Source organism: Stenotrophomonas maltophilia group sp. msm1 (assembly GCF_032025805.1).
Taxonomy (GTDB): domain Bacteria; phylum Pseudomonadota; class Gammaproteobacteria; order Xanthomonadales; family Xanthomonadaceae; genus Stenotrophomonas; species Stenotrophomonas hibiscicola.
Genome location: NZ_JAVSKH010000006.1, coordinates 85,349 through 108,975 on the forward strand (window position 1 = coordinate 85,349; position 23,627 = coordinate 108,975).

The 23,627-nt window shown below is 66.6% G+C and carries 18 protein-coding genes and 1 pseudogene; 8 read left to right on the forward strand and 11 right to left on the reverse strand.

The genetic code is table 11. The annotated features are described in order from the left end of the window. The first annotated feature begins 6 nt into the window (after positions 1-6). Positions 7-1,854, forward strand: a complete 1,848-nt coding sequence (locus ROV95_RS20705) for an SLC13 family permease (RefSeq protein ID WP_019660187.1) — start codon at positions 7-9, stop codon at positions 1,852-1,854. Positions 1,855-2,230: 376 nt separating this feature from the next. Here ROV95_RS20705 and ROV95_RS20710 read toward each other — a convergent pair whose 3' ends face one another. Continuing rightward, complete coding sequence (locus tag ROV95_RS20710) at positions 2,231-2,566, reverse strand: Rieske (2Fe-2S) protein (RefSeq protein WP_019660188.1); 336 nt, start codon at positions 2,564-2,566, stop codon at positions 2,231-2,233. A 178-nt stretch (positions 2,567-2,744) separates the two neighbouring features. Here ROV95_RS20710 and ROV95_RS20715 point away from each other — a divergent pair, with 178 nt between their 5' ends. The 4 genes from ROV95_RS20715 (at position 2,745) to ROV95_RS20730 (ending at position 5,925) form a co-directional block, all read left to right on the forward strand. Beyond that, a complete protein-coding gene (locus ROV95_RS20715) occupies positions 2,745-3,026 on the forward strand; it encodes a hypothetical protein (protein WP_019660189.1) in 282 nt (93 codons plus the stop codon). A 75-nt stretch (positions 3,027-3,101) separates the two neighbouring features. Then, a complete protein-coding gene (locus tag ROV95_RS20720) occupies positions 3,102-3,818 on the forward strand; it encodes a fumarylacetoacetate hydrolase family protein (protein WP_312546205.1) in 717 nt (238 codons plus the stop codon). A 55-nt stretch (positions 3,819-3,873) separates the two neighbouring features. Next, positions 3,874-4,278 carry a large-conductance mechanosensitive channel protein MscL gene (gene mscL / locus ROV95_RS20725; protein WP_019660191.1) on the forward strand — a complete coding sequence of 135 codons (405 nt, stop codon included), beginning with the start codon at positions 3,874-3,876 and terminating at the stop codon, positions 4,276-4,278. A 225-nt stretch (positions 4,279-4,503) separates the two neighbouring features. Further along, positions 4,504-5,925, forward strand: coding sequence for a M28 family peptidase (locus ROV95_RS20730; protein WP_312546206.1), 1,422 nt, complete (start codon positions 4,504-4,506; stop codon positions 5,923-5,925). A 79-nt stretch (positions 5,926-6,004) separates the two neighbouring features. Here ROV95_RS20730 and ROV95_RS20735 read toward each other — a convergent pair whose 3' ends face one another. From ROV95_RS20735 to ROV95_RS20765, 7 genes are all read right to left on the reverse strand, one after another. After that, entirely contained in the window at positions 6,005-6,838 is an 834-nt protein-coding gene (locus ROV95_RS20735) for a TrmH family RNA methyltransferase (protein ID WP_312546208.1), read from the reverse strand. Next, positions 6,839-8,350 carry an alanine/glycine:cation symporter family protein gene (locus tag ROV95_RS20740; RefSeq protein ID WP_312546210.1) on the reverse strand — a complete coding sequence of 504 codons (1,512 nt, stop codon included), beginning with the start codon at positions 8,348-8,350 and terminating at the stop codon, positions 6,839-6,841. A gap of 179 nt (positions 8,351-8,529) precedes the next feature. Further along, on the reverse strand, positions 8,530-9,069 hold the full coding sequence (locus ROV95_RS20745) for a GNAT family protein (RefSeq protein ID WP_134731277.1): 540 nt from the start codon (positions 9,067-9,069) through the stop codon (positions 8,530-8,532). Continuing rightward, on the reverse strand, positions 9,062-12,187 hold the full coding sequence (locus ROV95_RS20750) for an efflux RND transporter permease subunit (RefSeq protein ID WP_111098279.1): 3,126 nt from the start codon (positions 12,185-12,187) through the stop codon (positions 9,062-9,064). Before ROV95_RS20750 ends, ROV95_RS20745 begins: the two co-directional genes overlap by 8 nt. Beyond that, complete coding sequence (locus ROV95_RS20755) at positions 12,184-13,290, reverse strand: efflux RND transporter periplasmic adaptor subunit (RefSeq protein WP_312546212.1); 1,107 nt, start codon at positions 13,288-13,290, stop codon at positions 12,184-12,186. The genes ROV95_RS20750 and ROV95_RS20755 overlap by 4 nt, the downstream gene beginning before the upstream one ends. Positions 13,291-13,562: 272 nt before the next feature. Further along, positions 13,563-15,626, reverse strand: coding sequence for a TonB-dependent copper receptor (locus ROV95_RS20760; RefSeq protein ID WP_312546214.1), 2,064 nt, complete (start codon positions 15,624-15,626; stop codon positions 13,563-13,565). Between the two features lie 72 nt (positions 15,627-15,698). Next, on the reverse strand, positions 15,699-16,130 hold the full coding sequence (locus tag ROV95_RS20765) for a DUF2946 domain-containing protein (RefSeq protein WP_312546216.1): 432 nt from the start codon (positions 16,128-16,130) through the stop codon (positions 15,699-15,701). 235 nt (positions 16,131-16,365) lie between these two features. Here ROV95_RS20765 and ROV95_RS20770 point away from each other — a divergent pair. After that, positions 16,366-17,728, forward strand: a pseudogene (locus tag ROV95_RS20770) (IS3 family transposase). A gap of 445 nt (positions 17,729-18,173) precedes the next feature. Here ROV95_RS20770 and ROV95_RS20775 read toward each other — a convergent pair. Next, positions 18,174-19,157, reverse strand: coding sequence for a LysR family transcriptional regulator (locus ROV95_RS20775; RefSeq protein WP_312546217.1), 984 nt, complete (start codon positions 19,155-19,157; stop codon positions 18,174-18,176). Positions 19,158-19,364: 207 nt separating this feature from the next. Between ROV95_RS20775 and cysK the strand changes: the two genes are divergently transcribed. Continuing rightward, positions 19,365-20,324: a cysteine synthase A gene (cysK, locus tag ROV95_RS20780; protein WP_019660021.1), complete on the forward strand. Its 960-nt coding sequence runs from the start codon at positions 19,365-19,367 to the stop codon at positions 20,322-20,324. A gap of 213 nt (positions 20,325-20,537) precedes the next feature. Next, positions 20,538-21,137, forward strand: coding sequence for an O-acetyl-ADP-ribose deacetylase (locus ROV95_RS20785; RefSeq protein ID WP_312546219.1), 600 nt, complete (start codon positions 20,538-20,540; stop codon positions 21,135-21,137). A 91-nt stretch (positions 21,138-21,228) separates the two neighbouring features. Here ROV95_RS20785 and ROV95_RS20790 read toward each other — a convergent pair whose 3' ends face one another. Beyond that, positions 21,229-22,377, reverse strand: coding sequence for an ABC transporter substrate-binding protein (locus ROV95_RS20790; protein ID WP_312546221.1), 1,149 nt, complete (start codon positions 22,375-22,377; stop codon positions 21,229-21,231). Between the two features lie 129 nt (positions 22,378-22,506). Continuing rightward, complete coding sequence (locus ROV95_RS20795; protein WP_312546223.1) at positions 22,507-23,511, reverse strand: class I fructose-bisphosphate aldolase; 1,005 nt, start codon at positions 23,509-23,511, stop codon at positions 22,507-22,509. Between the last annotated feature and the right edge of the window lie 116 nt (positions 23,512-23,627).

The following is a 23,627-nucleotide window of genomic DNA, read 5'->3' on the forward strand; positions in this document are numbered from 1 at the left end:
CCCCACATGGATACCGCGCTGACGCTGACCAACGACATGAAGCTCGTGCTCGGGCTGGTCGGCTTCACGATGGCGATGTTCCTGTTCGAGCGCATCCGCGCCGACGTGGTCGCGCTGGTGGTGCTGGTGGTACTCGGTGTCACCGGCCTGATCGCGCCGGAGGAGATCTTCGGCGGTTTCTCCGGTAACGCGGTGATGAGCATCATCGCCACCACCATCCTCGGTGCGGGCCTGGACCGCACCGGGGCGCTGAACCGGCTGGCCGCATGGCTGCTGCGGCGCGGCCACGGCGTCGAACAGCGGCTGCTGATGATGACCACCGCCATCGCCGGCCTGAACTCGTCCTTCATGCAGAACCCGTCGGTGATGGCCTTGTATCTGCCGGTCGCCTCGCGACTGGCAGCGCGCACCGGGCTGACGATGCAGCGCCTGCTGCTGCCGATCTCGGCGGCGATCGTGATGGGCGGTGCGCTGACCATGGTCGGCAATTCGCCGCTGATCCTGCTGAACGATCTGCTGGCCTCGGCCAACAACAACCTGCCTTCCGGCCTGGCCACCATCGAGCCGCTGCGCATGTTCGCGCCGCTGCCGATTGGCGTGGCACTGCTGATCGCCTCGCTGCTGTACTTCCGCTACTATGGCGACCGCAAGCTGATCGAGGAAGAAACCCTGGTCAACGACGGGGTCACCCCAGCACGCACCGAGAGCTACTTCGCCAAGACCTATGGCATCGAAGGCGATGTGTTCGAGCTGGTGGTCAGCGCGGAAAGTCCGCTGGTGGGCATGACCCTGGGCGAGGCCGAGAACCTGCACGACGCCCCGCTGCTGCTGGCCCTGAAAACCGGTAATGACACCCGCCTGGCGCCGCCGGCGGAGATGCGCATCTGGGTAGGCAGCGTGCTCGGTGCGATGGGCCCGCGCCAGCAGATCAACGATTTCGCGCAGAACCAGTTCCTGCGCATGTCTTCGCGCCTGAAGCACCTGGGTGACCTGTTCAACCCGAGCCGCGCCGGTATTTCCGAGGCGGTGGTACCGCCGACCTCGAACGTGATCGGCAAGAGCGCGGCCGACCTGCGCCTGCGCAAGGAGCGTGGCATCAGCCTGCTGGCGATCAACCGCGACAAGCAGGTGATCCGCGAGGACGTGCGCGACGTGCAGTTGCGTGCAGGCGACATGCTGGTCTTCCACAGCATCTGGACCGACCTGGCACAGGCGGCCAAGAGCCGCGACTTCGTGGTGGTGACCGACTATCCGACCGGCGAGCAGCGCCCGCACAAGTTCAAGATTGCGATGGCGATCTTCGCGTTGACCATCCTGATCGCGCTGACCAGCAAGCTGCCGGTCGCGCTGACGCTGATGACCGGCGTGGCCGGCATGCTGCTGACCGGCGTGCTGCGCATGGACGAGGCGTATGCCTCGATCAACTGGAAAACGGTGTTCATGATGGCCGGGCTGATCCCGCTCGGATGGGCGATGGACTCCAGTGGTGCGGCGGCATGGGTGGCCGGCCACACCATCGACAAGCTGCCCACCGGCATCCCGGTGTGGGTGCTGGAGGTGGCGCTGGCACTGCTGACCACGGCGTTCTCGCTGGTGATCAGCCATGTGGGCGCGACCATCGTGATGGTACCGATCGCGGTGAACCTGGCACTGGCGGCGGGCGGCAACCCGACCGCGTTCGCGCTGATCGTGGCGCTGTCGGCGTCCAACAACCTGATGACGGCCTCCAACCCGGTGATTTCGATGATCACCGGCCCGGCCAATTACACCCCGCGCGAGATGTGGCGGGTCGGCGGACCGTTGTCGCTGATCTACACCTGCGTGGTGGTGTTGATGATCAACCTGATGTTCTGAGGGTTGGGTTTGTTGGCAGGGCTGCGCCCTGCACCCGCAGAATCAACGTCAACGTCAACGTCAACGTCAAAGGCTGGCATTCCGTGGGATGGCGGGGTGGGTCCGGTTGCGGGGGACGCCGTAAACCCGTCCGTGGGGGCTTGGCCGCGGCATCCATGCCGCGGACACCCCCGCAACCGGACCCACCCCGCCTTCGACAGTTTCACGCGGCTGGTGGTGGGTGCCGACCGTTGGTCGGCACCGATCTCGCTCTGGTAGCTGTCGACTTGGTCGACACCGTAGATCCACGCCATGCGTGGATGAATCTCTGGATACCCATTGATGTGGATACCCATTGAGCCTGTGGGTGCGAACCTTGGTTCGCACACCGGTTGCCTCAAGCCAGGTAAACCTGCCCGTCGCGCACGTCCACCGGCACCGCACGCAGGCGGTCGCCCTTGCACGGGCCGGCAATGCAGTCGCCGCTGTCCAGCGTGAACGAGGCGCCATGCGCGGCGCACACCAGGTGGCCCTCGCGGCTCTTCAGGAACTGGCCCGGGGCCCAGTCCAAGCGACGGCCGGCGTGCGGGCAGATGTTCAGGAATGCGCGCACCTGCGCGCCGTCGCGGTACAGCACCAGCGATTCGGCATCGCCATCGATCACCGCTTCGACCTCGGCAAACGCGCCATCGGCAATGGCATCAAGGGCGATCAGGGCAGCAGCGATAGTCATGGCGAAAGCTCGGACGGTAAACCGGAATTGTCGCATGCCTGCTCAGGTGACTGGCTGCGACATGAACACAAGTCATTGATCCGTAATAAGCACAGGCTATACTTAACGAGTTTTTCACTCAATGACAGTGGCGCCTCCCGATACTCTGGTTTCGCTGATCCCAGCCTATCGAGCCGCCATGTTCAATCGCGCATCCGCCTTCAACCAGTTCCGCACCCTGTTCGCGCCGCGCAAGCCGCGCCATCCGTTGGTGCGCGTTGCCGTGGGCCTGCTCGGCCTGGCGATCCTGGCCGCGATGGTGTTCATCGGTGTGTTCGTCGGTGCCGCGATGATCCTGGTTGGCCTGGCATGGAAGCTGCTGGCCTCGCGCAAGCCGGGCGCCGCGCGTCCGGTGGACCCGACGGTGGTCGAGGGTGAGTACCGCGTGGTGCGCAAGCCGGTGTTGCCGGCCTCGCGCTGATCCAGGCCTTCCGCGCCCGCTGACGGCGGGCGCCATGCGTTCTAGACTGCGGGCACGCCCTTCCTGGATGTCCGCATGTCCGATGTCTCCGATGTGATCCCTGCCGTAGCCCTGCCGCGTGTGCCGGTAGCCGGTGGCGGCAGTTTCCCCGTGCACCGCATCTACTGCGTCGGCCGCAACTTCGCCGACCACGCCCGCGAAATGGGCGCAGCGGTGTCGGCGGCCGATGACCGCGGCCGCCCGATGTTCTTCAGCAAGCCGGCCGATGCGATCGTGGTCGGCCACGACGATGCCATCCCCTACCCGCCGGCGACTGCCAACCTGCACCACGAAGTGGAACTGGTGGTGGCGATCGGCCGCGATGCGCCTGCCGGTGAGCTGGCCGTGGCCGATGCCGATGCACTGGTCTACGGCTACGCCGTGGGCCTGGACCTGACCCGCCGCGACCTGCAGGCCGCCGCCAAGGACAAGGGCCATCCTTGGGATGCCGCGAAGGGGTTCGATGCCTCCGCGCCGATCAGCGAAATCGTCCACGCCGAAGAAGTCGGCGACCTGGCTGCGCTGAACCTGTCGCTGGAGGTCAACGGCGAGGTGCGCCAGCAGGCGCTGCTGGACCAGATGATCTGGAACGTGCCGGAGATCCTGCACGAGCTGTCCAAGCTGTGGCAGCTGCGTGCCGGCGACCTGGTGTTCATGGGCACCCCGTCCGGTGTGGCCGCACTGAAGCCCGGCGACCGCTTCAGTGCCCGCCTGGAAAACGTGGCCGAGCGCCACGGTGTGATCGCCGGCTGACATCACCTGCGCTACCCTGCGCGCTGTCCACTTCCCCCACCGGAGAAAAACAACAATGGGAATGCTCACCGAGTTCAAGGAATTCGCCATGCGCGGCAACGTCATCGACCTCGCCGTCGGCGTGGTGATCGGCGCGGCCTTCGGCAAGATCGTAACGGCGCTGGTCGAGAAGATCATCATGCCGCCGCTTGGCCTGCTGATCGGCAAGGTGGACTTCTCGCAGCTGGCGTGGACGCTGTCGCCGGCCCGGATCGGCCCGGACGGCAAGGAGATTCCGGCAGTGGTGATCGGCTACGGTGATTTCATCAACACCCTGATCCAGTTCGTGATCGTGGCCTTCGCGATCTTCATCGTGGTCAAGGCGATCAACCGCCTGTCTCGCAAGAAGGAAGCTGCACCGGCCGCACCGGCCGAGGAAGTGGTGCTGCTGCGCGAGATCCGCGACAGCCTGAAGAAATAAGGCCGCAGAACGGTAGTGCCGGCCGCTGGCCGGCAACATCGGGACATGCGGGAGCCGGCCAGCGGCCGGCACGACCGCGACTGCACGAAAGCCCCGCCCCGGCGGGGCTTTCGCTTTGCTGCATCTGGCGGAAAACAGCATCCGCGCCTGCCATGACCTCCCACCCATGCGCCGGGCTGAACGACTGTTAAGCTCCAAGGCTTAGGTCCCTTCCCGGAGTTGTCCATGCGTCGCCGCGTCCTTGCCATCGCATCCTCCCTCGCCCTGCTGGCCGCCCCGGCCTTCGCGGCGCCGCACACCACTACCCTGCCCCCGGCGTCGCTGGCCACCGCCGCACAGCTGCGCGACCAGGCCTTGGCCGATGACACCGGCTGGAAGGTGGTCGAATCGCTCACCACCGAGATCGGCCCGCGCATTGCCGGCAGCGAGGCTGACGCCCGCGCCGTGGCCTGGGCCGAAGCCAAGTTCAAGGCACTGGGCTTCGACAAGGTGTGGAAGGAACCGGTGACCTTCCCGAAGTGGGAGCGCCGCAGTGAACACGCCGCGGTGACCGGCAAAAATCCGCAGCCGCTGCAGATCACTGCGCTGGGCGGCAGCCCGGGCGGCACCGTTGAAGCCGAAGTGGTGCGCTTTGCCGACCTGGCCGCGCTGCAGGCCGCACCGGCCGGTTCGCTGAAGGGCAAGATCGCCTTCGTCGATTACCAGATGCTGCCGTTCCGCGATGGCCGCGATTACGGCCGCGGCGGTGCGATCCGCAGCAAGGGCCCGTCCGAAGCCATCCGCAAGGGCGCGGTCGGTTTCCTGATGCGCTCGGCCGGTACCGACTCGCACCGCGTGCCCCACACCGGCATCACCCGTTTCGATGAGGGCCTGACCCCAGTGCCGTCGGCCGCGCTGTCGGTGCCCGATGCCGACCAGCTGGCCCGCCTGCTGGCGCGTGGCAGCACCACCGTAAAGTTGGCACTGGATTGCGGTTGGGACGGCACCGCCACCTCCTACAACGTGATCGGCGAGATCACCGGCCGCAGCCTGCCGAAGGAAGTGGTGGTGATCGGTGGTCACCTGGATTCGTGGGACCTGGGCACCGGCGCGGTGGATGACGGCGCGGGCGTGGGCATCACCATGGCCGCAGGCCACCTGATCGGCCAGCTGAAGCAGGCGCCGAAGCGCACCATCCGCGTGATCGCCTTCGCCAACGAGGAACAGGGCCTGTATGGCGGCAAGGCCTATGCCGAAGCGCACGCGAAGGACGTAGCCCTGCACCAGCTGGCCGCCGAGAGCGACTTCGGCGCAGGCCGCATCTACGCCTTCAATACCGGTTCGCCGAATCCGGACGGCTCACGTGAAGCGACGAAGCAGATTGCCGAAGTAATGAAGCCGCTGGGCATCGAGTACCAGGCCGACAAGGGTGGCCCGGGCCCGGACGTCGGCCCGCTGGCCGCCAAGGGCGGTGCGTGGGCGTGGCTGGCGCAGGATGGCTCGGACTACTTCCACCTGCACCACACCGCCGACGACACGCTGGACAAGATCGACCCGAAGGCACTGGCACAGAACGTGGCCGCATATACGGTGTTCGCGTTCCTGGCGGCGGAAGCCGACGGCAGCTTCGGCAGCGAGGCCAAGGCGACCACGCCGCCGAACGAATGATGCGGTAGCGCCGGGCCATGCCCGGCGCTTGCGGCGGGAAGAGCGGTGCGAACCAGGGTTCGCACCCACCGGGCGTCACTCAGCCGCGGCTGCTCGCCCACTGCGCCAGCAGCACGGCCGTGGCGGAAGCAACATTCAGGCTTTCCACCGCGCCGCTGCCGGGGATCGAGACCTGCAGATCGCACTGGCTCGCCAGGCCACGGTCCATGCCCTCGCCTTCGGCGCCCATCACGTACACCAGCCGGTCTGGCAGGGACGCGCGGAACACGTCATCACCGCCCTCGACCAGGGTTGCGGCCAGGCCAAAAGCGGCTGCGCGCAGTTGTGCCATTGCCTGAGCGGTCTCCGGCAGTTGCACCAGCGGCACCGCTTCTGCACCGCCCTCGGCCACGCGCGCGGCGGCACCGGACAGCGCCAGCGTGCTGCTGGCCGGCAGCAGCAGCGCCTTGGCGCCGAAGTGTGCGGCCGAGCGCAGGATCGCACCGAGGTTGTGCGGGTTGCCCACGCCATCAAGCCACAGCGCCAGCGCCGGGCCGTCGCCGACCTGCTCCAGCCAGTGCGCCAGCGGCAGCGCCGGTGCGCGCAGCACATCGGCCACCACGCCTTCGTGGTGGGTGGTGCCGGCAAGCTTGTTCAGATCGCCGTCTTCAACCACGCGATACCCCACGCGGTTGGCCACGCACCACTTCAGCAGCGGCTGCAGGCGCGGAATGCGCGCCTCCAGCAGGTACAGCTTGCGCAGCGCCTGTGGCCGCGCTTCGAACGCGGCCAGCACGGCATTCAGGCCGTACAGACGCAGCTCATCGCTGCCACCGCGCCCACCACCGCCCGTGGCCGGCACCTCCGGGCGCGGCAACGGCGTTGCGCGCGGCGGACGGGCGGACGGGCGGCGGTTGTTCCAAGGGTTGTTCACTTACACACTCTCCTGCTTGCGCTGGCGCCAGAAATCGGCGTTCTTAATGCCCAGGGCATCAGGGTCGAACACCGGATCCAGGCCCAGCTTCTTCTGTCGTTCGTAGTCACGCAGGGCCAGCATCGCCGGCTTCTGGATGATGAGGATGGCAATGATGTTCAGCCAGGCCATCAGGCCCACGCCGATGTCGCCAAGCGCCCAGGCCAGGGTGGCATTGTGGAACGCGCCGAACACCACCATGCCGATGATGCCCAGGCGCAGCACCAGCACCGTCAGCGGGCGCTTCCTGTTGTGGTTTACATAGCTGAGGTTGGTCTCGGCCATGTAGTAGTACGCCATGATGGTAGTGAAGGCGAAGAAGAAGATGGCGATGGACACGAATGCCGAACCCCAGCCCGGCAGCACCGCTTCCACGCCGGCCTGGGCGTAACCGGCGCCTTCGGGAATACCGGCCAGGCCCTGGAAGATCGGCGGTGCGCTGGCACCTGCCGGCGAGTACACGTTGTAGGTGCCGCTGGCCAGGATCAGGAACGCGGTGGCGGTGCACACCATCATGGTGTCGAAGTAGATGGCGAAGGCCTGCACGTAGCCCTGCTTGGCCGGGTGCGAGACTTCCGAGGCGGCCGCTGCATGCGGGCCCGAACCCTGGCCGGCTTCGTTGGCGTAGATGCCGCGCTTGATGCCCCACTCCACGGCCAGGCCCATCATGGCGCCGAATGCGGCATGCGTGCCGAAGGCACTCTGGAAGATGATGCCGAACATTTCCGGCACGCGGTCGTAGTTGATGACCATGATGATGATGGCCATCAGGATGAAACCGGCAGCCATGAACGGCACTACCACTTCGGCGAAGTTGGCGATGCGTTTGACGCCACCGAAGATCACCACGCCCAGCAGCAGCGCGACCACGATGCCGATGCCCAGCTTCAGCGCCTGCACCGATTCCATGCCGAAGGCCTGGCCGTCGAGCGGCCCGCACAGCGCGGTGCCACGGCAGGCGTTGATGATGCTGTCGGCGATGGCATTGGCCTGCACGCCCGGCATCAGGAAACCTGCGGCGATGATCGTGGCGATGGCGAAGGCCAGCGCATACCACTTCAGGCCCATCGCCTTCTCGATGTAGTACGCCGGGCCACCGCGGTAGCGGCCTTCTGCGTCCTTGGTCTTGTAGATCTGCGCCAGGGTGCATTCCACGTACGAGGTGGACGCGCCGAGGAAGCCCATCACCCACATCCAGAAGATCGCCCCGGGGCCGCCGAAGGCGATGGCGGTGGCCACGCCGGCGATATTGCCGATGCCCATGCGGCCGGCCATCGACATGGCCAGGGCCTGGAACGAGGACACGCCGGCGTCGGATTTCTCACCCCTGACGGTGAGGCGGCACATTTCGAAGAAGCCACGGATATGCATGAAGCGCGTGCGCAGGCTGAAGAACAGGCCGGCGCCCAGGCACACGAAGATCAGTGCCTTGCTCCAGATGATGCTGTTGATGAAGTGTACGGTTGCTTCCACGCGCGCTCTCTCCAGTCGGCGGGTTGTAAGGACGTCCCGTCGGCTGGAGGGGACCGGTCGATTCTCCCTGATCGAAGGCCGCTGCGGTAGCGCTGTCGTGTAGCGCCGAGTCCATGCCCGGCTTGGGCCCCGGAATCAGCCGAGCATGGGCTCGGCGCTACAGCGGCCAGCCCGCGCGTTCAGGGCAGCTGCGTGCGTACCCGGGCGAAGCGGCGCAGGTCGTGCAGCGCGCCGCGCTTGTAGACCGCGCAGCGCTCCACGCCCTCTTCCTGGAAGCCGTTCTTCTCCAGCACCCGGGCCGAGCCGAGATTGAAGTCGACCACCGTGGCCTGCAGCCTGAACAGGCGCAGCTCGTCCATCACCCAAGGCGCAAACACACCGACCACCCGGGTCATCAGGCCCTGGCCCCAGTAGGCCCGGCCCAGCCAGTAACCCAGTTCGGCGGTATGCCCACGCTCGGCCACGCCCTGCTGGGCACCGACGCTGCCGCAGGCCTGGCCGTCTATCTCGATGGCCAGGTTCAGGGTGCCGGGAGCCAGCACGCGGCCGGCGAGGAAGGCCTCGCCATCCCCGCGCGTGTACGGGTACGGAAAGCGATCACGCAGGCCCCGCGACACCTCGGCGTCGTTGGCGTGGTGCAGCAGCGATTCCAGATCATCCGGGCGCCAGGGGCGCAATTGGAAGCCTTCACCTCGCAGCACGGTGGTCGGGTCAGGCATGGCCACCCACCGACGGTGATTCCGCTTCCTGCTTCTCCAGCTCGCGCTTCACCGCTTCCGGCGAGCGGGTGTACGGGGCCAGCCGTGCGTAGAACGCCGGCACCACGAACAGCGACAGGAAGGTCGAAAGGGTTACGCCGAAGATGATCACGATGCCGATCGTGCCACGGCTGGCCGAGCCGGGGCCACCGGCGACCACCAGCGGGATCGCGCCGACCACGGTGGCGATCGAGGTCATCAGGATCGGGCGCAGGCGCACCATCGCCGATTCGATGATCGCCTCGCGCACCGTGCGCCCGTCATCGCGCAGCTGGTTGGCGAATTCGACGATGAGGATGCCGTTCTTCGCGGCCAGGCCAACCAGCATCACGATGCCGATCTGGCTGAACAGGTTCACCGTGCCGCCACTCACCCACAGGCCGACCAGCGCACCGAGCACACCCAGCGGCACGGTCAGCATGATGGTGAGCGGGTGGATGAAGCTTTCGAACTGCGCGGCCAGCACCAGGTACACCACCAGCAGGGCCATCGCGAAGGTCAGCAGCACCGCACCGCCGGCACTCTGGTACTCACGCGACTCACCCTTCCAGTTCACCTGTGCGTACTGCGGCAGCTCTTCCCGGGCCACGTTCTGTGCCCAGGCAATGGCCTCGCCCAACGGATAGCCTGGCGCCAGGCCGGCACTGATGGTGATCGAGCGCAGTCGGTTGAAGCGGTTCAGGGTTCCGGCCTCGGCCACTTCGCTCAGCGTGACCAGGTTGGACAGCGGCACCAGCTCGCCGGAGGTGGCACGCACGCGGATCGCGGCCAGGTCGGCCGGGCTGGCACGGCCATCGCGCCCGGCCTGCACCAGCACGTCGTACTCCTCGCCGTTGTCGACGAAGGTGGTGACGCGGCGCGAACCCATCATGGTTTCCAGCGCCGATCCGATCGCGGTGACCGGCACGCCGAGGTCGGCCGCGCGCTGGCGGTCGATGTTCACCCGCATCTGCGGCCGGGTTTCCTTGTAGTCCGAGTCGGGGCCGACCAGGCCGGGATTGTCGGCCATGCGCAGCAGGATGCGGTCGCGCCACTGCGCGATCTCGGCATATTCGGGGCCGCCCAGCACGATCTGGAACGGCTGCCCGCCACTGCGCACCAGGCCACCGCCCACCTGCGTGCGCACGCGCACGCCGCGGATGGTGTCCAGTTCTTTCTGCAGCGCGTCGGCCACTTCAGGCGTCCCCTCGCTGCGCTGGCGCCACGGCTGCAGGAAGATGCTGACGCGGCCGGTGTGCATCTCCTCGCTGGCACCCCAGCCGCCCGGCACGCGCGGGTTGGCGCGCACGATCGGCTTGTCCGGGCCGACATGCGGCGCCAGCAGCGCTTCTACCTGCTGCACCTGCTGCACGGTGTAGTCGTAGCCGGCGCCTTCCGGGCCGTCGATCATGATCTGGAACGAACCGCGGTCTTCGGCCGGCGCCAGTTCCGACGGCAGCAGCTTGAGCAGGCCCCAGCTGGCAGCCAGTGCGGCCACCATCACCAGCAGGTAGATCCAGGTGCGGTCGACATGGTGGTCGAGCACGCGGCCATAGCCCGAGGCCAGGCGCTCCAGATTGCGGTTGATGAAGCCATGCAGGCCACGTGGTGCCTGCCCTGTGTGCGGCTTGAGCAGCTTGGACGCCATCATCGGCGTCAGCGTCAGCGCTACGAATGCGGACAGCGCCACCGCTGCCGCCAGCGCCACCGCCAGCTCGCGGAACAGGCGCCCGGTATTGCCTTCCAGGAAACCGACCGGCAGGAACACCGCCACCAGCACGGCGGTGGTGGCGATCACCGCGAAGGCAACCTGCGTGGTACCGCGCTTGGAGGCCACCAGTGGGGGCTCGCCCAGGTCGATGCGGCGCTGCACGTTTTCCACCACCACGATCGCATCGTCCACCACCAGGCCGATGCACAGCACCAGTGCCAACAGGGTCAGCAGGTTGATCGAGAAGTCGAACGCGTACAGTGCGATGAACGCGGCCACCAGGCAGACCGGCACGGTCACCGCCGGAATCAGTGCGGCACGGAAGCTGCCGAGGAACAGCCAGATCACCGCCAGCACCAGGATCATTGCCTCCACCAGCGTGGCGTAGACGCGGTCAACGGCGGCTTCGATGAAGGTGGTGTTGTCGAACGCAACAAAGATCTGCGTGCCCTTGGGCAGGGTCAGTGCAACCCGCTCGGCTTCAGCGCGCGCGGTGCGCGCCACGTCCAGCGAGTTGGCGGTGGAGGTCTTGACGATACCCAGGCCGATGCCCGGCTCGCCGTTACTGCGGTAGTAGGCGCGGCGCTCGGCCGAGGCCAGTTCGATCTTCGCCACGTCGCCCATGCGCACCACGTAGCCGTCGCGGCCCTTGCCCAGCGGGATGGTCGCGAAATCCTCGGGCTTGATGTAGTTGCGCTCCACGCGCAGGGTGAAATCACGGTCGGTCGACTCGATGCGGCCGGCCGGCAGTTCCACGTTCTCGTTGCGCAGTGCGGTTTCCACGTCGCCGGTGGTCAGCCCACGTGCGGCCAGCTGGTCGCGGTCCAGCCAGATGCGCATCGCATAGCGCTGGCGGCCGCCGATGCGGACCTGGGCCACGCCGTCGAGGCTGGAGAAGCGGTCGACCACATAGCGGTCGGCGTAATCGCTCAGTTCCAGCGTGTCCATGGTCGAAGAGACCATGTTGAACCAGATGATCGGGTCGGCATCGCTTTCGACCTTGGCGATTTCCGGCGGCCGCGCTTCTTCCGGCATGCGGTCGGCGACGCGGCTGACCGCATCGCGCACGTCGTTGGCCGCCGCTTCGATATCGCGGTTGGAGGTGAACTCGATGCTGACCTGCGAGCGGCCGTTGGTGCTGCGCGCGTTGATCGTATCGATGCCTTCGATGCCGGCCAGCGCATCTTCCAGCACCTGGGTGATGCGGCTTTCGATGACCGCCGCCGAGGCACCGGTGTAATCCACCGACACCGAAACAATGGGCGGGTCGATGGCAGGCAGCTCGCGCAGGGTCAGGCGGGTGAAGGACATCACGCCCAGCACCAGCAGCAGCAGGCTCATCACCACGGCGAACACCGGCCGCTGGATGGAGATGTCGGACAGTTTCATCCGCCGTGCCCCTCGGCCGCGGCCGGTGCCGGCGCGGCATCCGGTTTCGCGCCGCTGGCCGGTGCCGCATCCCTGGCCGCGACCTTCAGGCCCGGGCGCAGCTTGCCGGTGCCATCAACCACGATGCGCTGGCCCGCTTCCAGCCCCTGCTTGATCTCGACCACGCCGGCGCGGCGCGCACCGGTGACCACGTCCACGCGCTCGACGCTGTCGTCGGCCTTGACGCGGTACACGAAGGTATCGCGGCCGACCTGCACCACGGCGATTTCCGGGACCACCAGCGCCGGGCGCTCGGGGCGGAACAGCCGCACGTCCAGCAGCATGCCCGGGCGCAGCGCATGATCGCCGTTGGCGAAGTCGGCGCGCACGGTCACCGCACGGGTGACCGGATCGATGCGCGCATCGATGGTGCTGACCTCACCCTCGAAGGTGCGGCCCGGCCACGCCACGCTGGTGGCGCTGACCTTGTCACCGACGCCCAGCGCAGCCAGTTCTACTTCCGGCACCTGGAAATCGACGTGCATGTGCTCGATGTCATCGAGCGTGGCGATGACCGTGGTCGGGGTCACCAGCGAGCCGGGGCTGACCTGGCGGATGCCGAGCACGCCAGCGAACGGCGCGCGCACGCGGCGGTCACCGATGTCGGCCTGCATCTGCATCACGCGCGCCTCGGCCGCATCGCGGATCGACTTCTGCGTATCCAGGGTGGCGCTGGACACCAGCCGCTGGGAGGCCAGCTCGCGCTGGCGCCTGTACAGCTGGTCGGCTTCGTGGAAGGTGGCCTGCGCCTGCACCAGCGCGGCCTCCTGGGCCTGCCCGCGCAGGGTCACGATCGGCGCACCGGCGGCCACCTGCTGGCCACTTTCAAAGTGCACCTTCTCGACGATTTCGCTGACCTTGGCCGTCACGCTGATGGACTCGCGCGCCTTGGCCGTGCCCAGCGCCTGCAGCGTGTCATTCCACTGCGAGGACTGCACGACCTGCGCGGTCACCGGCACCGCTTCGCCCTGCCGACGGGCGGCGGCCTCCTGTTTGCCCCCGCACCCGGCCAGAAGGGCCAGGCTGAGGCCAAGGGCCAGGGTCGAAGCAATGCGAGCCAACATGAACGGTCCTGATAGATCCACGGCCGCCGAGTGTAGGCAAGCACCCGTGGAAGCGATATGTGCCAAGCGTTTACTGGCGTGGCACCGGCGGCGCGATAGCGCCGTGAACCTGTTCCGTGCAAGGCTCGCAGCAGCGGTGTCGGCATGTGTCGAGGTGTATCCCGCCGTGCGCCGCAGGCGTTGTCATCGTAGAGTCGAAGCTGCCCGACAGAGGGCGTCGGGCGGGGACGGATCCTGGCGGGGATCCGGCCCCGTTTTTTTTACCCGGCCGATCAGTACCGGTAGTTCACCTTCATCCACAGGCTGCGCCCGGGCTCGTTGATGCGCACCGGGTCGGCCGGGAAGCCGAAGTCGGCGCTGCCGGCCAGGTTCAGGTGCTCGCCGTAGGCACGGTCGAACAGATTGTCGACGCCCGCACTGAGCTGCAGCTGCGAACTGAAGCGGTAAGCGGCATTGAGCGCGAAGGTAGCGAAGCCGGCACTCGGCCCCAGGTCCTGCGCGACCACGTTGCCCTGTCCATCTGCGACACGATGCTGATGGGTCACCGCGCGCAGCAGCGCACCGGCACTCCAGCGCTGGCCTTCCCAGTTCGCGCTCAGGCGCGCTTCCAACGGCGGCATCTGCGGCAGCGGACGCTGCTGGTCGCGGTTCTCGCCCCAGGCATAGGCCAGCGTGCCACCCAGCTTCCACTGCGCAGCCAGGCTCACTTCCAGCCCGGCTTCGGCACCGGCGATGCGCGCATCGACGTTGTTGGCCTGGCTCATGCCCATCATGCCGCTGCCATGGTAGGTGAACAGGATGTAGTCCTGGATCTGCCCGGCGTACGCCGAAACCCACGCCTGTACGCGCGGTCCCTTGAACTGCAGGCCCACGTCGAGCTGGGTGGTGCGCTCGGGCTGCACGCCGGTGAACGCGTTCACTGCGCCCGACGGGCCATGATCGGGCGAGAACAGTTCCCAGTAGTCGGGCATGCGTTCACTGTGGCCGAGGCCGGCGTACCAGGTCAGGCCGTCGGCAAGGTCCTGCTCGTAGCGCAGGAACCCGCTGCCGAGCCATTCCTTGCGCGTCTGCCCGGCGCTGGGATTGGGCCGGTTGCCCATCATGCCGCCGATCGATTGCCGCTCATCGCGGGCGCTGGCACGGTCGATGCGCAGGCCACTGATCCAGCGCTGGTCCGTGCCGGCACCCAGGGTCAACTCGGTGAACACGCCATAGCGGTGGAAGTTCGCATCGGTCTGCCACGCGGCCTGGCGGTAAGTACCGCGGCCCATGCCGTTGCGGCCACGGTGGCGGCTGTCCTCACCGTCCACACCGGCCACCAGCTGCACCTCCTGCCAGCGCCACTCGGAACTGGCCCGGCCGCCCTGGGTTCGGCGGTCCACATTCGAAGCCATCGGCATGGGCATCATGCTGTTGGGATTCGGCGTGCGCAGCGTGTAGTTGTCCATCACATGGTCGGCTTCGTTGTAGTACACGTTGGCCTGCAACGTTTCCCACGCGCCCGGCAGGTTGCGCTTCTCGAAGCGTGCCGCGTAGCTGGTGCGCTCGAACGCGGCGCCGTCCATGCCACGCCCGGCGTAACGCGCGATGGCATCGCCGGCACCGGCGGAGATTTCCAGCAGCGTATCGGCGTCCGGCGTCCAGCCGATGGCCACGTCGCCGTTCCACTTGCGCCACTTCGACGGCACCACGTCACCATGACCATCCTTGTAGTCGTCCGCTTCCGAGCGATTGCCGCTGGCACGCACGTAACCGGCCGGATTGCCCAGCGTCAGGTCCAGCACCTGGTCGTTGCGGTTGCGCGAGCCGACCAGTCCACTGGCATCGGCACGCAGACCGGGTTCCTCGAAGCGCGGCGTATCGCGCTCGAAACGGATGGTGCCGGCCGAGGCACCTGCGCCCCAGCGCACGCTCTGCGGGCCCTTGATGATGGTCAGCCGGTCGAAGCTCTCCGGCGCGATATAGGAAAGCGGATTGTCCATGCGCGACGGGCAGGCACCGATCAGGTTGCCATCGTTGCTGAGGATGTTCAGGCGCGAACCGAACATGCCGCGCAGCACCGGGTCACCGTTGGTGCCGCCGTTGCGGATGGCGGAGAAGCCAGGCACGGTCTTCAGGTAATCGGCGCCATCACTGGCGGGGACCGGCTGCCGCGGCAGGCGCGGATCGGTCACCCAGTGCAGTGGCGACGAAGGCGCGGCGGCAGTGACCACCATCGTGTCGAGGGTGCGCGCTTCTTCGGCAGGCGCAGCGTGGGCCAGTGACGCGGCCACGGCCAGGCCAAGGGCAACCGGCAGGCGCGCGCAGGCGCCCGCGGGGCGGGAAGTCATTTTCATCGGAACAGCTCCAAGGTACGCACGCGCGCACGGCGCCCGGTCAGGCGTCGTGCGGCAGATTCGATAGGGACATCAGCGGACGATGGAGGAGCGTGGTGGTCCACGTGCGGCATGCGCCGGCCAGCGCAGTGCCGGCAGCACCTGTTGCGACCACGGGAACACCAGGCGCGGCCGCCACAGCAGCGGCAACTGCAGCACCAGCACCGCCAGCCACGGCAGCAGGCGCATGGCCAGCACGCAGTATTCGCAGGCTTCGCCATGCATGGCGTGGGGGTCGGCTGGGCGGTTGGGTGCTGCCTGCGAAGCGCCATGCGGGTCGTGCCCGGCCATGGTCATGTCGTGCATGCCATGGCCCATGGCGGCGTGGTCCATGCCCGCCATTGCGGTGTGGTCCATCGGCGGCGCCTGCAGCGCGCGGCTGACCAGCGGCGCAAGCACCATCAGCAGCGTCGCCAGGACGGCGAGCTGGAGCAGAAGGCGCTGCGGGCGGGACAGGCGGGTCACCGCGCTAGTGTAGAGGCGGGTCCAAGGTTGCCCTGTGCGACGAACCGTCGCAGGAGGGAGTTTATCGGCAGGGCTTGCAGCCCTGCAGCTGCTGCGGACCACGGCAAGAGCCGAAGCAACAGCAAAAGCGGTTTCCTGAGGGTAGGCGGGGTGGGTCCGGTTGCGGGAGACGCCGTAAACCCATCCATGAAGTGACCCCCGGGAGTTGGACGCCAGATCCAACCCCGAGGGATACATGAACAGATATGACGCTCGTTTCAAACTGCAGGTTGCCAAAGAGGCCTGCAAGACCTCCACATCAGTCAAAGCCGTTGCTCGTCGCCACAGCCTGGAGGCCTCCACGGTCAGGCGCTGGGTGGCGACCTATCGGCTGCATGGTTGGCGCGGATTTCATCGCCAGGCCCGGTTCTATGACCTCCCGTTCAAGTTGGCTGTCCTGGAAAAAATGAGCCAGGACGGCATGTCCGGGCGGGAGGCCACCACCTACTTCCAGATCGGTGATGCCGGCGCGGTGGGGCGATGGCGGCGCCTGTATGCTCAAGGCGGTGCCCAAGCGTTGGCACCGCCTCCGCCGCTGCCCCGAAAGCCGATGAAAAAGACCCGTTCGTCCAAGCCACCTGAGGAAATGAGCCGCGATGAGCTGCTCAAGGAAGTCGCCTATCTGCGTGCGGAGACCGACTACCTAAAAAAACTCGATGCCTTGATCCGGGAAGAGCAGGCGGCGCAAGACGCAAAGCGCAAGCCATCCAAGGATTGAGGCAGGTTCATACGCTGTCGCTTCTGCTCGAAGCGGCGGAGCTGTCACGCAGTACGTTCTATTACCAGAACCATGTCCTGGCCCATCCGGATCAGGACGAGGCAGCCCTGTGCGAGCGCATCCGTGCAATCTACGATCAAAGCCAAGGGCGCTATGGCTATCGCACGGTGACGCTGGAATTGGCCAATCAGGGTCATCGGACCAATCACAAGCGGGTACAGCGCCTGATGGGGGAAATGGGCCTGAAATCACGGGTACGGGGGAAGCGCTACCGGTCCTTCAAGGGGGCCGCCAATGTTGTGGTTGGCAATGACCTCAATCGCCAATTCCACGCCGAGCGCCCCAACCAGAAGTGGGTGACCGACGTGACCGAGTTCAAGTTCACCCAGGCATGAAGCTGTATCTGTCGCCGATCATGGACCTCTACAACGGCGAAATCGTGGCTTATCAGATCAAGCGCCAGCCCGTGTTCGATCTGGTAGGTCAGATGCTGGAGGAGGCCATCAAGAAGCTTTCGCCGGATGAGCGACCGATGATCCACTCCGACCAGGGCTGGCAGTACCAGCATGAAAACTACCGGCACATACTGGAGAAGCACTCTTTGAAACAAAGCATGTCCCGGCGTGGCAACTGCCTGGACAATGCAGCGATGGAGAGCTTCTTTGGGACGCTGAAGTCGGAGTTCTTTTACCTGAACAGCTTTGACAGCATCGAGAGTCTGGAGGCGGGGCTGGTGGAATACATCCAGTACTACAACCAAGAGCGAATCAAATTGAAATTGAAGGGCCTGAGCCCGGTACAGTACCGGGAGCAGGCCCAACAGGCCCAATCGGCCGCCTGACCCCTGTCCAAGTCTCGGGGGTCACTTCACCATGGGGGCTTGGCCGCGGCATCCATGCCGCGGACACTCCCGCAACCGGACCCATCCCGCCTTCGACAGATCTCCGCGATCTGCAGTAGATCCACGCCATGCGTGGATGCTTTTCGATTTCAATTCGAAATATTCGATTTCGATGGAGATTCATCCACGCATGGCGTGGATCTACCGTGTCGACCAAGGTCGACACCTACCAACAGCCATCTAAATCTGTCAGAGGTGGGGCGGTGTGGGCAGGCAGGACCGTTGGCGCCATGGATGGCGCCATCGAGCCCCCAGGGATGGGTTTACGGCGTGTCCTGCCTGCCCACACCGCCCCGCCCCCCACGGAAGCCAGCTGTTGCTGTTGCTTCGGCTGTTGCCATTGATTCGGCGGGTGCAGGGCTGCAAGCCCTGCTCGACCAACCCCTCACACCGTGATGGTCTGGGTCAGTGACTCCCACGTCGGTGGCACCGGCCACGCCGCCGCCTGGTTGCCATCCAGCACCCGCCGCAGGTCACGCGGATCAATCTGCGGTGCCAGCACGTGCACCAGCTCCAGCGCGTAATCGCGCAGCACCCGGTCGCGCGGCAACACCGCCCAGGCAATGCACTCGGCGATCGGGTCCGGCGCCGGCCACGAGCGCAGGTCTTCGTCGCTGGAACTGACCGCCATCTCGGCCAGCAGGCCCACGCCCAGCCCGGTGCGTACGTAGGTCTTGATCAGGTCCGCATCCAGCGCGGTCAGTGCCAGATCGGGCACCAGCCCATTGGCGGCGAAGGCGCGTTGCAGGGATGAGTTCGGTCGGGTCGAGGATTCGTAGCTGATCAACGGCTGGCGGGCCAGCGCGGCCAGGTCCGGTGCGCGGCCGGCGCGGTCCAGCGGGTGCCCCTTGGGTACCACCACCAGGCGCCGCCACCGGAACAGCGGCACTGCGATGCCATCGGTGGGCTCACCGCCTGCGGTGCTGATGATCGCAATATCGGCATCACCCTGGTTCAAGCGGTCCAGCGCGTCGGCTTCACCGGCCTGCTGCAGGTGCACGCTGACCTGCGGGTAGGCCTGCTTGATCGCCGCCACCGCCGGCGGCAGCACGAAGCGCGCCTGGGTGTGCGTGGTGGTCAGGATCAGCTGACCCTGGCTCTCGCGACGCTGGTTTGCCGCGTAGGTGCGGATGTTGTTGGCCTCAGCCAGCACCGCGCGGGCGCGGGCGATGACCTCGGTGCCGGCCGGGGTGACCGACTCCAGGCTGCGGCCCTTGCGCACGAACAACAGAAAGCCGAGCTCGTCTTCCAGCTGCTTGAGCTGCTTGGACAGGCCGGGCTGGGTGGCGTGCACGCGCGAGGCAGCGAGCGTGATGTTCAGCTCGGCATCGGCAATGGCAACCAGGTAGCGCAGCTGGGTCAGCGTCATGGGAGGCAGGCGGCGTGGGGCGGAGGTCCACTCTAGGGTCAATTGCCGTCACCAGCTTATAACCAAAGGTTGTTTAAGAAAGGTATCTGGTCATTTCCGGGCGTCATATGCCGGCGCTACGGTCAGCCGGCAGCCGCTGGCCTGAACAGCCAGCCCTCCCCCTTTGCCCGCCGAAGCCCGGCGCGGCCCCGTTTCCGGAGCGCTTCCATGGCCCTGTACGAGTCCATCCTCGATACCGTCGGCAACACCCCCATCGTCAGGCTGCAGCGCCTGGCACCGCCACAGGTCAGCGTCTACGCCAAGGTCGAGTCATTCAATCCGGGCGGCTCGGTCAAGGACCGCCTGGCGCTGGCAATCATCCTCGACGCCGAAGCGCGTGGCCTGCTCAAGCCAGGCGACACGATCGTGGAGGCCACCTCGGGCAACACCGGCGTGGCGCTGGCGATGGTCGCTGCCGCGCGCGGCTACAAATTCGTGGCCACGATGGTCGAGACCTTTTCGGTGGAGCGTCGCAAACTGATGCGCGCCTATGGCGCGAAGGTAATCCTGACCCCGGCCGCCGAGCGTGGCAGCGGCATGGTGCGCAAGGCGCGCGAACTGGCCGAGCAGCATGGCTGGTTCCTGGCCAGCCAGTTCGCCAACCCGGCCAATCCGGCTTATCACCGCAACACCACGGCCGCCGAGATCCTGCGCGACTTCGCCGGCAAGCGGCTGGATTACTTCGTCAGTGGCTGGGGCACCGGCGGCACGCTCACCGGCGTGGGCGAAGTGTTGAAGGTCGCGCGCCCGCAGACCCGCGTCATTGCTACCGAACCCGCCGGCGCCGCCCTGCTCAAGGGCGATGATTGGAAACCGCACAAGATCCAAGGCTGGACCCCGGATTTCGTGCCGGACGTGCTCAACCGCGATGTGGTGGATGAACTGGTGTCGGTGGAGGATGACCGCGCCATCGCCACCGCGCGCCGACTGGCGGCGGAGGAAGGGATCTTCGTCGGCATCTCCGCCGGCGCCACCGTGGCCAGCGCGCTGGACGTGGCAGCCCGCGCTGAGCCGGGCTCGGTGATCCTGGCGATGCTGCCGGACACCGGTGAACGCTATTTCTCCACGCCGCTGTTCGCCGATGTGAACGAGGGTTCCGACGACGACTGGCTGGCTGGCCTGCCATGACGCAAGCCGCCGGGCATTGCCTGGCGCCACCGCCTGCCGCGAATCCGTGACCGCTTCAGCCTGCGTGAAGGCAGCGACCGCCATCGTGCGTGAAGGCCGTCGGATCGCAGCGCGTGAGACGGTCATGACGCAGTATCGATGCCCTGTCCCCTACCGTGGGGTACAGCCGGCGCAGAGGCTGCGCGGAACACCTCACAGGCAGGAGACGGACGCATGAAGATCGAAGTTTGGCAGGGTGACATCACGACCCTGGCGGTGGATGCGATCGTCAACGCGGCCAACGAAACATTGCTCGGCGGCGGTGGTGTGGACGGCGCGATCCATCGTGCGGCCGGCCCCGCATTGCGGGCCGAGTGCGAGCGGTTGCCCGAGCTGCGCCCCGGCGTGCGTTGCCCGACCGGCGAAGTGCGTGCCACCGGCGCTTACGCCTTGCCGGCACGGCATGTACTGCACACGGTGGGCCCGGTCTGGCACGACGGCCAGCGCGACGAGCCGGCATTGCTCGCCAACTGCTACTGGAAATCGCTGCAGCTGGCCGAGTCGCTGGAGGTGCAGTCGATCGCCTTCCCGGCGATCAGCTGCGGTGTGTATGGCTATCCGCTGTACCAGGCGGCGCAGATCGCCGTGACCGAGACACTGGCCTGGCAGCGCAGCCATGCGCAGCCGATGCGCATCGTGCTGGTGGCGTTCAATACCGCGACGGCCAAGGCGTACCAGCAAGCGTTGAGCGCCGCCGGGCAAGGCGCAGACGGCGAACCGCGCGGCTCGATGCTGTCGCCGCTGGGTGATGCGGGCTTCGCCGCCGCGCACTGAATCCGGCGGTCAGCGTCAAGGAAAAGGCCGGGCATTGCCCGGCCTTTCCTGTTGCGCCGTTGTCCACACTCCCACGGAGTGTGGAACACGCTCAACGGCTGGCAGCTTCCACCGCGGCGGCATCATCGGCCGCAGCAGCGGCCGCGTCGGCAGCGGCACTTGCCGCCGAAGCAGCAGCCCCATCGGCGCTGGCGCCGTCCACCTGCACACGCACTTCCACCATGCCCGCGCCGTTGCTGAGGCTGGACACCTCGACGGTGTAATGACCGGCAGGCAACGCTTCTTCCAGGCGTGCGTTGGTATCGTTGCCACCGTCATCGTCGGTCAGTTCGACATCGCCGCCAACCACGCGCAGCACGGTATCGACCTGGCCGGAGATTGCATCCAGCCGCACATTGGTCGGACGGTCCAGCGTCAGCAGGAAGCGGCGGACGCCATCGTTATCGAGCATCGTGTACACGCTGCCGGACTTCGGCAGTGCGGTGCCATCGCGATCGACCAGGTTGCCCGGCAGCTCGATCCGATTGGCCGACAAGGTGAACATGCCACTGACGCCGTCGCCGAGGCCACGCGCGGTCAGCGTGTACTTGCCCGGCTTCAGCGACAGGGTCAGGCGCGAGTTGGTGCTGTCCCCGCCGTCGTCATTCTCGGCATCCACGCCCTGCCCGGACAGCTTCAGCACCGGGTCGAAGGCGTCCGAGACCAGCCGGATCTCGTACAGGCCCGCCTTGTCCACCTGCAACGTGTAGTCCTGCGAGTTGCTGGCCAGCATATCGACGATCTCGCCACTGCCCGCCAGCGGCTTGCCGTCGTACGGCTTCAGCTTCTCGGCGCGAAGGCGATAAGGGCCGAACGCGGTCGGGCCATCGGCGTTGACTGCCACCTGGTAGGTACCACTGCCGTTGGCACGGAAAGCCAGCGAGACGTCCCCCTCGCGCTCATAGCCTGTGTTGCTGGTGGATACCAGGCTGCCGTTGTTGAACACCGCAATCGAGCCGCTGAGGGCACCAGTGAGCTTCAGGCCGACCAGATCCCTGTCTTCCAGCCTGATCTGGTAGAGCTGGTGATGGCTGCCGTCATTGAAGTTGATGCCGCTGCGCGAGGTGATCTCGCCGGAGACCGGCTTGTCGAAATCGAGCGACGCGGCCTTGCCTGCCTCGGCACCGCCGCCACCGATGCGGTTGCACCCGCCGGCGACCAGGACCGTGGCTACGGCCAGTGTGATTGCTGCCAAACGCATGTTGTTTCTCCTTGGCCTTCCATGTGGTTCCCACGCACCGGCCGGGCGCATGGGGGCGGAAAAGATACCCGCAAAAGCAAACGCCGGCGTGATGCCGGCGCTGCCTTGTTCATCCGGCGATGGGACGGATCAACCGTTCCACTTGCCCAGCGCGGCCAGGCCATTGTCCCTGGCGCGCTCGTACACGGTCTTCTGGGCAGCAGCGTAGTTGCCCTTCATGTCCTTGGCCCACAGCTTCAGCGCGGACTGCTGCATGGCACGGCCGTAGGAGAAGCTCAGCGGCCACGGCAGGTTGCCCAGCTGGTTCATCGCGTTCAGGTGCTCGGTGGACTGCTCGTCGCTCTGGCCACCGGACAGGAACACCACGCCCGGCAGGATGGCCGGCACGGTGCTCTTCAGGCACATCACGGTCGACTCGGCCACTTCCTCGACATCGGCCTGCTCTTCACAGTCCTTGCCCGAGATGACCATCGAAGCCTTCAGGATGGTGCCTTCCAGCAGCACGTTCTGCTGGTACAGGGCGTCGAACAGCGAACGCAGGGTCGCTTCGGTGACTTCGTAGCAGGTCTCGATGTCGTGGTCGCCGTCCATGATCACTTCCGGCTCGACCATCGGCACCAGGCCGCATTCCTGGCACAGCGCTGCGTAGCGGGCCAGCGCATGGGCGTTGGACTCGATGCAGGTGCCCGACGGGATGCTCTCGCCGATGTTGATCACAGCACGCCACTTGGCAAACCGCGCGCCCAGCTTGTAGTACTCCTGCAGGCGCTCGCGCAGGCCATCCAGGCCTTCGGTCACCAGCTCGCCCGGGCAGCCGGCCAGCGGGTGCGCGCCCTTGTCCACCTTGATGCCCGGAATCATGCCGTGGTCGGCCATGTACTTGGCGAACGGCACGCCGTCCTTGGTCGACTGGCGGATGGTTTCGTCAAACAGGATGGCGCCGGAGATGTGCTCGTTGAGCTTCGGCGTGGTCAGCAGCAGTTCGCGGTAGGCACGACGGTTCTCCTCGGTGTTCTCGATACCGACGCCAGCGAAACGCTTGGCGATGGTAGCGGTGGATTCGTCGATCGCGATGATGCCCTTGCCCGGGGCAACCATGGCCTGGGCGGTTTCAGCCAGCTGTTCGATGCTCATGTACTTCCTGTGGCGGGTGCGGGAAAAACACAAGTATAGCCCCGCCGCCCGTCGCGCCGGCGTGCAGGCCAGAATGGAAACGATTCCAATGTCGGCGCAGGACAAGCGATGTCCTG

What these genes read in the sequence shown, in the direction of transcription:
- ROV95_RS20790 (WP_312546221.1), bottom strand. Translation starts at nt 22,377, where the DNA reads ATGCGTTTGGCAGCAATCACACTGGCCGTAGCCACGGTCCTGGTCGCC.
- ROV95_RS20710 (WP_019660188.1), bottom strand. Translation starts at nt 2,566, where the DNA reads ATGACTATCGCTGCTGCCCTGATCGCCCTTGATGCCATTGCCGATGGC.
- ROV95_RS20705 (WP_019660187.1), top strand. Translation starts at nt 7, where the DNA reads ATGGATACCGCGCTGACGCTGACCAACGACATGAAGCTCGTGCTCGGG.
- cysK (WP_019660021.1), top strand. Translation starts at nt 19,365, where the DNA reads ATGGCCCTGTACGAGTCCATCCTCGATACCGTCGGCAACACCCCCATC.
- ROV95_RS20745 (WP_134731277.1), bottom strand. Translation starts at nt 9,069, where the DNA reads ATGCCTGACCCGACCACCGTGCTGCGAGGTGAAGGCTTCCAATTGCGC.
- ROV95_RS20795 (WP_312546223.1), bottom strand. Translation starts at nt 23,511, where the DNA reads ATGAGCATCGAACAGCTGGCTGAAACCGCCCAGGCCATGGTTGCCCCG.
- ROV95_RS20720 (WP_312546205.1), top strand. Translation starts at nt 3,102, where the DNA reads ATGTCCGATGTCTCCGATGTGATCCCTGCCGTAGCCCTGCCGCGTGTG.
- ROV95_RS20750 (WP_111098279.1), bottom strand. Translation starts at nt 12,187, where the DNA reads ATGAAACTGTCCGACATCTCCATCCAGCGGCCGGTGTTCGCCGTGGTG.
- ROV95_RS20760 (WP_312546214.1), bottom strand. Translation starts at nt 15,626, where the DNA reads ATGAAAATGACTTCCCGCCCCGCGGGCGCCTGCGCGCGCCTGCCGGTT.
- ROV95_RS20755 (WP_312546212.1), bottom strand. Translation starts at nt 13,290, where the DNA reads ATGTTGGCTCGCATTGCTTCGACCCTGGCCCTTGGCCTCAGCCTGGCC.
- ROV95_RS20715 (WP_019660189.1), top strand. Translation starts at nt 2,745, where the DNA reads ATGTTCAATCGCGCATCCGCCTTCAACCAGTTCCGCACCCTGTTCGCG.
- mscL (WP_019660191.1), top strand. Translation starts at nt 3,874, where the DNA reads ATGGGAATGCTCACCGAGTTCAAGGAATTCGCCATGCGCGGCAACGTC.
- ROV95_RS20785 (WP_312546219.1), top strand. Translation starts at nt 20,538, where the DNA reads ATGAAGATCGAAGTTTGGCAGGGTGACATCACGACCCTGGCGGTGGAT.
- ROV95_RS20730 (WP_312546206.1), top strand. Translation starts at nt 4,504, where the DNA reads ATGCGTCGCCGCGTCCTTGCCATCGCATCCTCCCTCGCCCTGCTGGCC.
- ROV95_RS20775 (WP_312546217.1), bottom strand. Translation starts at nt 19,157, where the DNA reads ATGACGCTGACCCAGCTGCGCTACCTGGTTGCCATTGCCGATGCCGAG.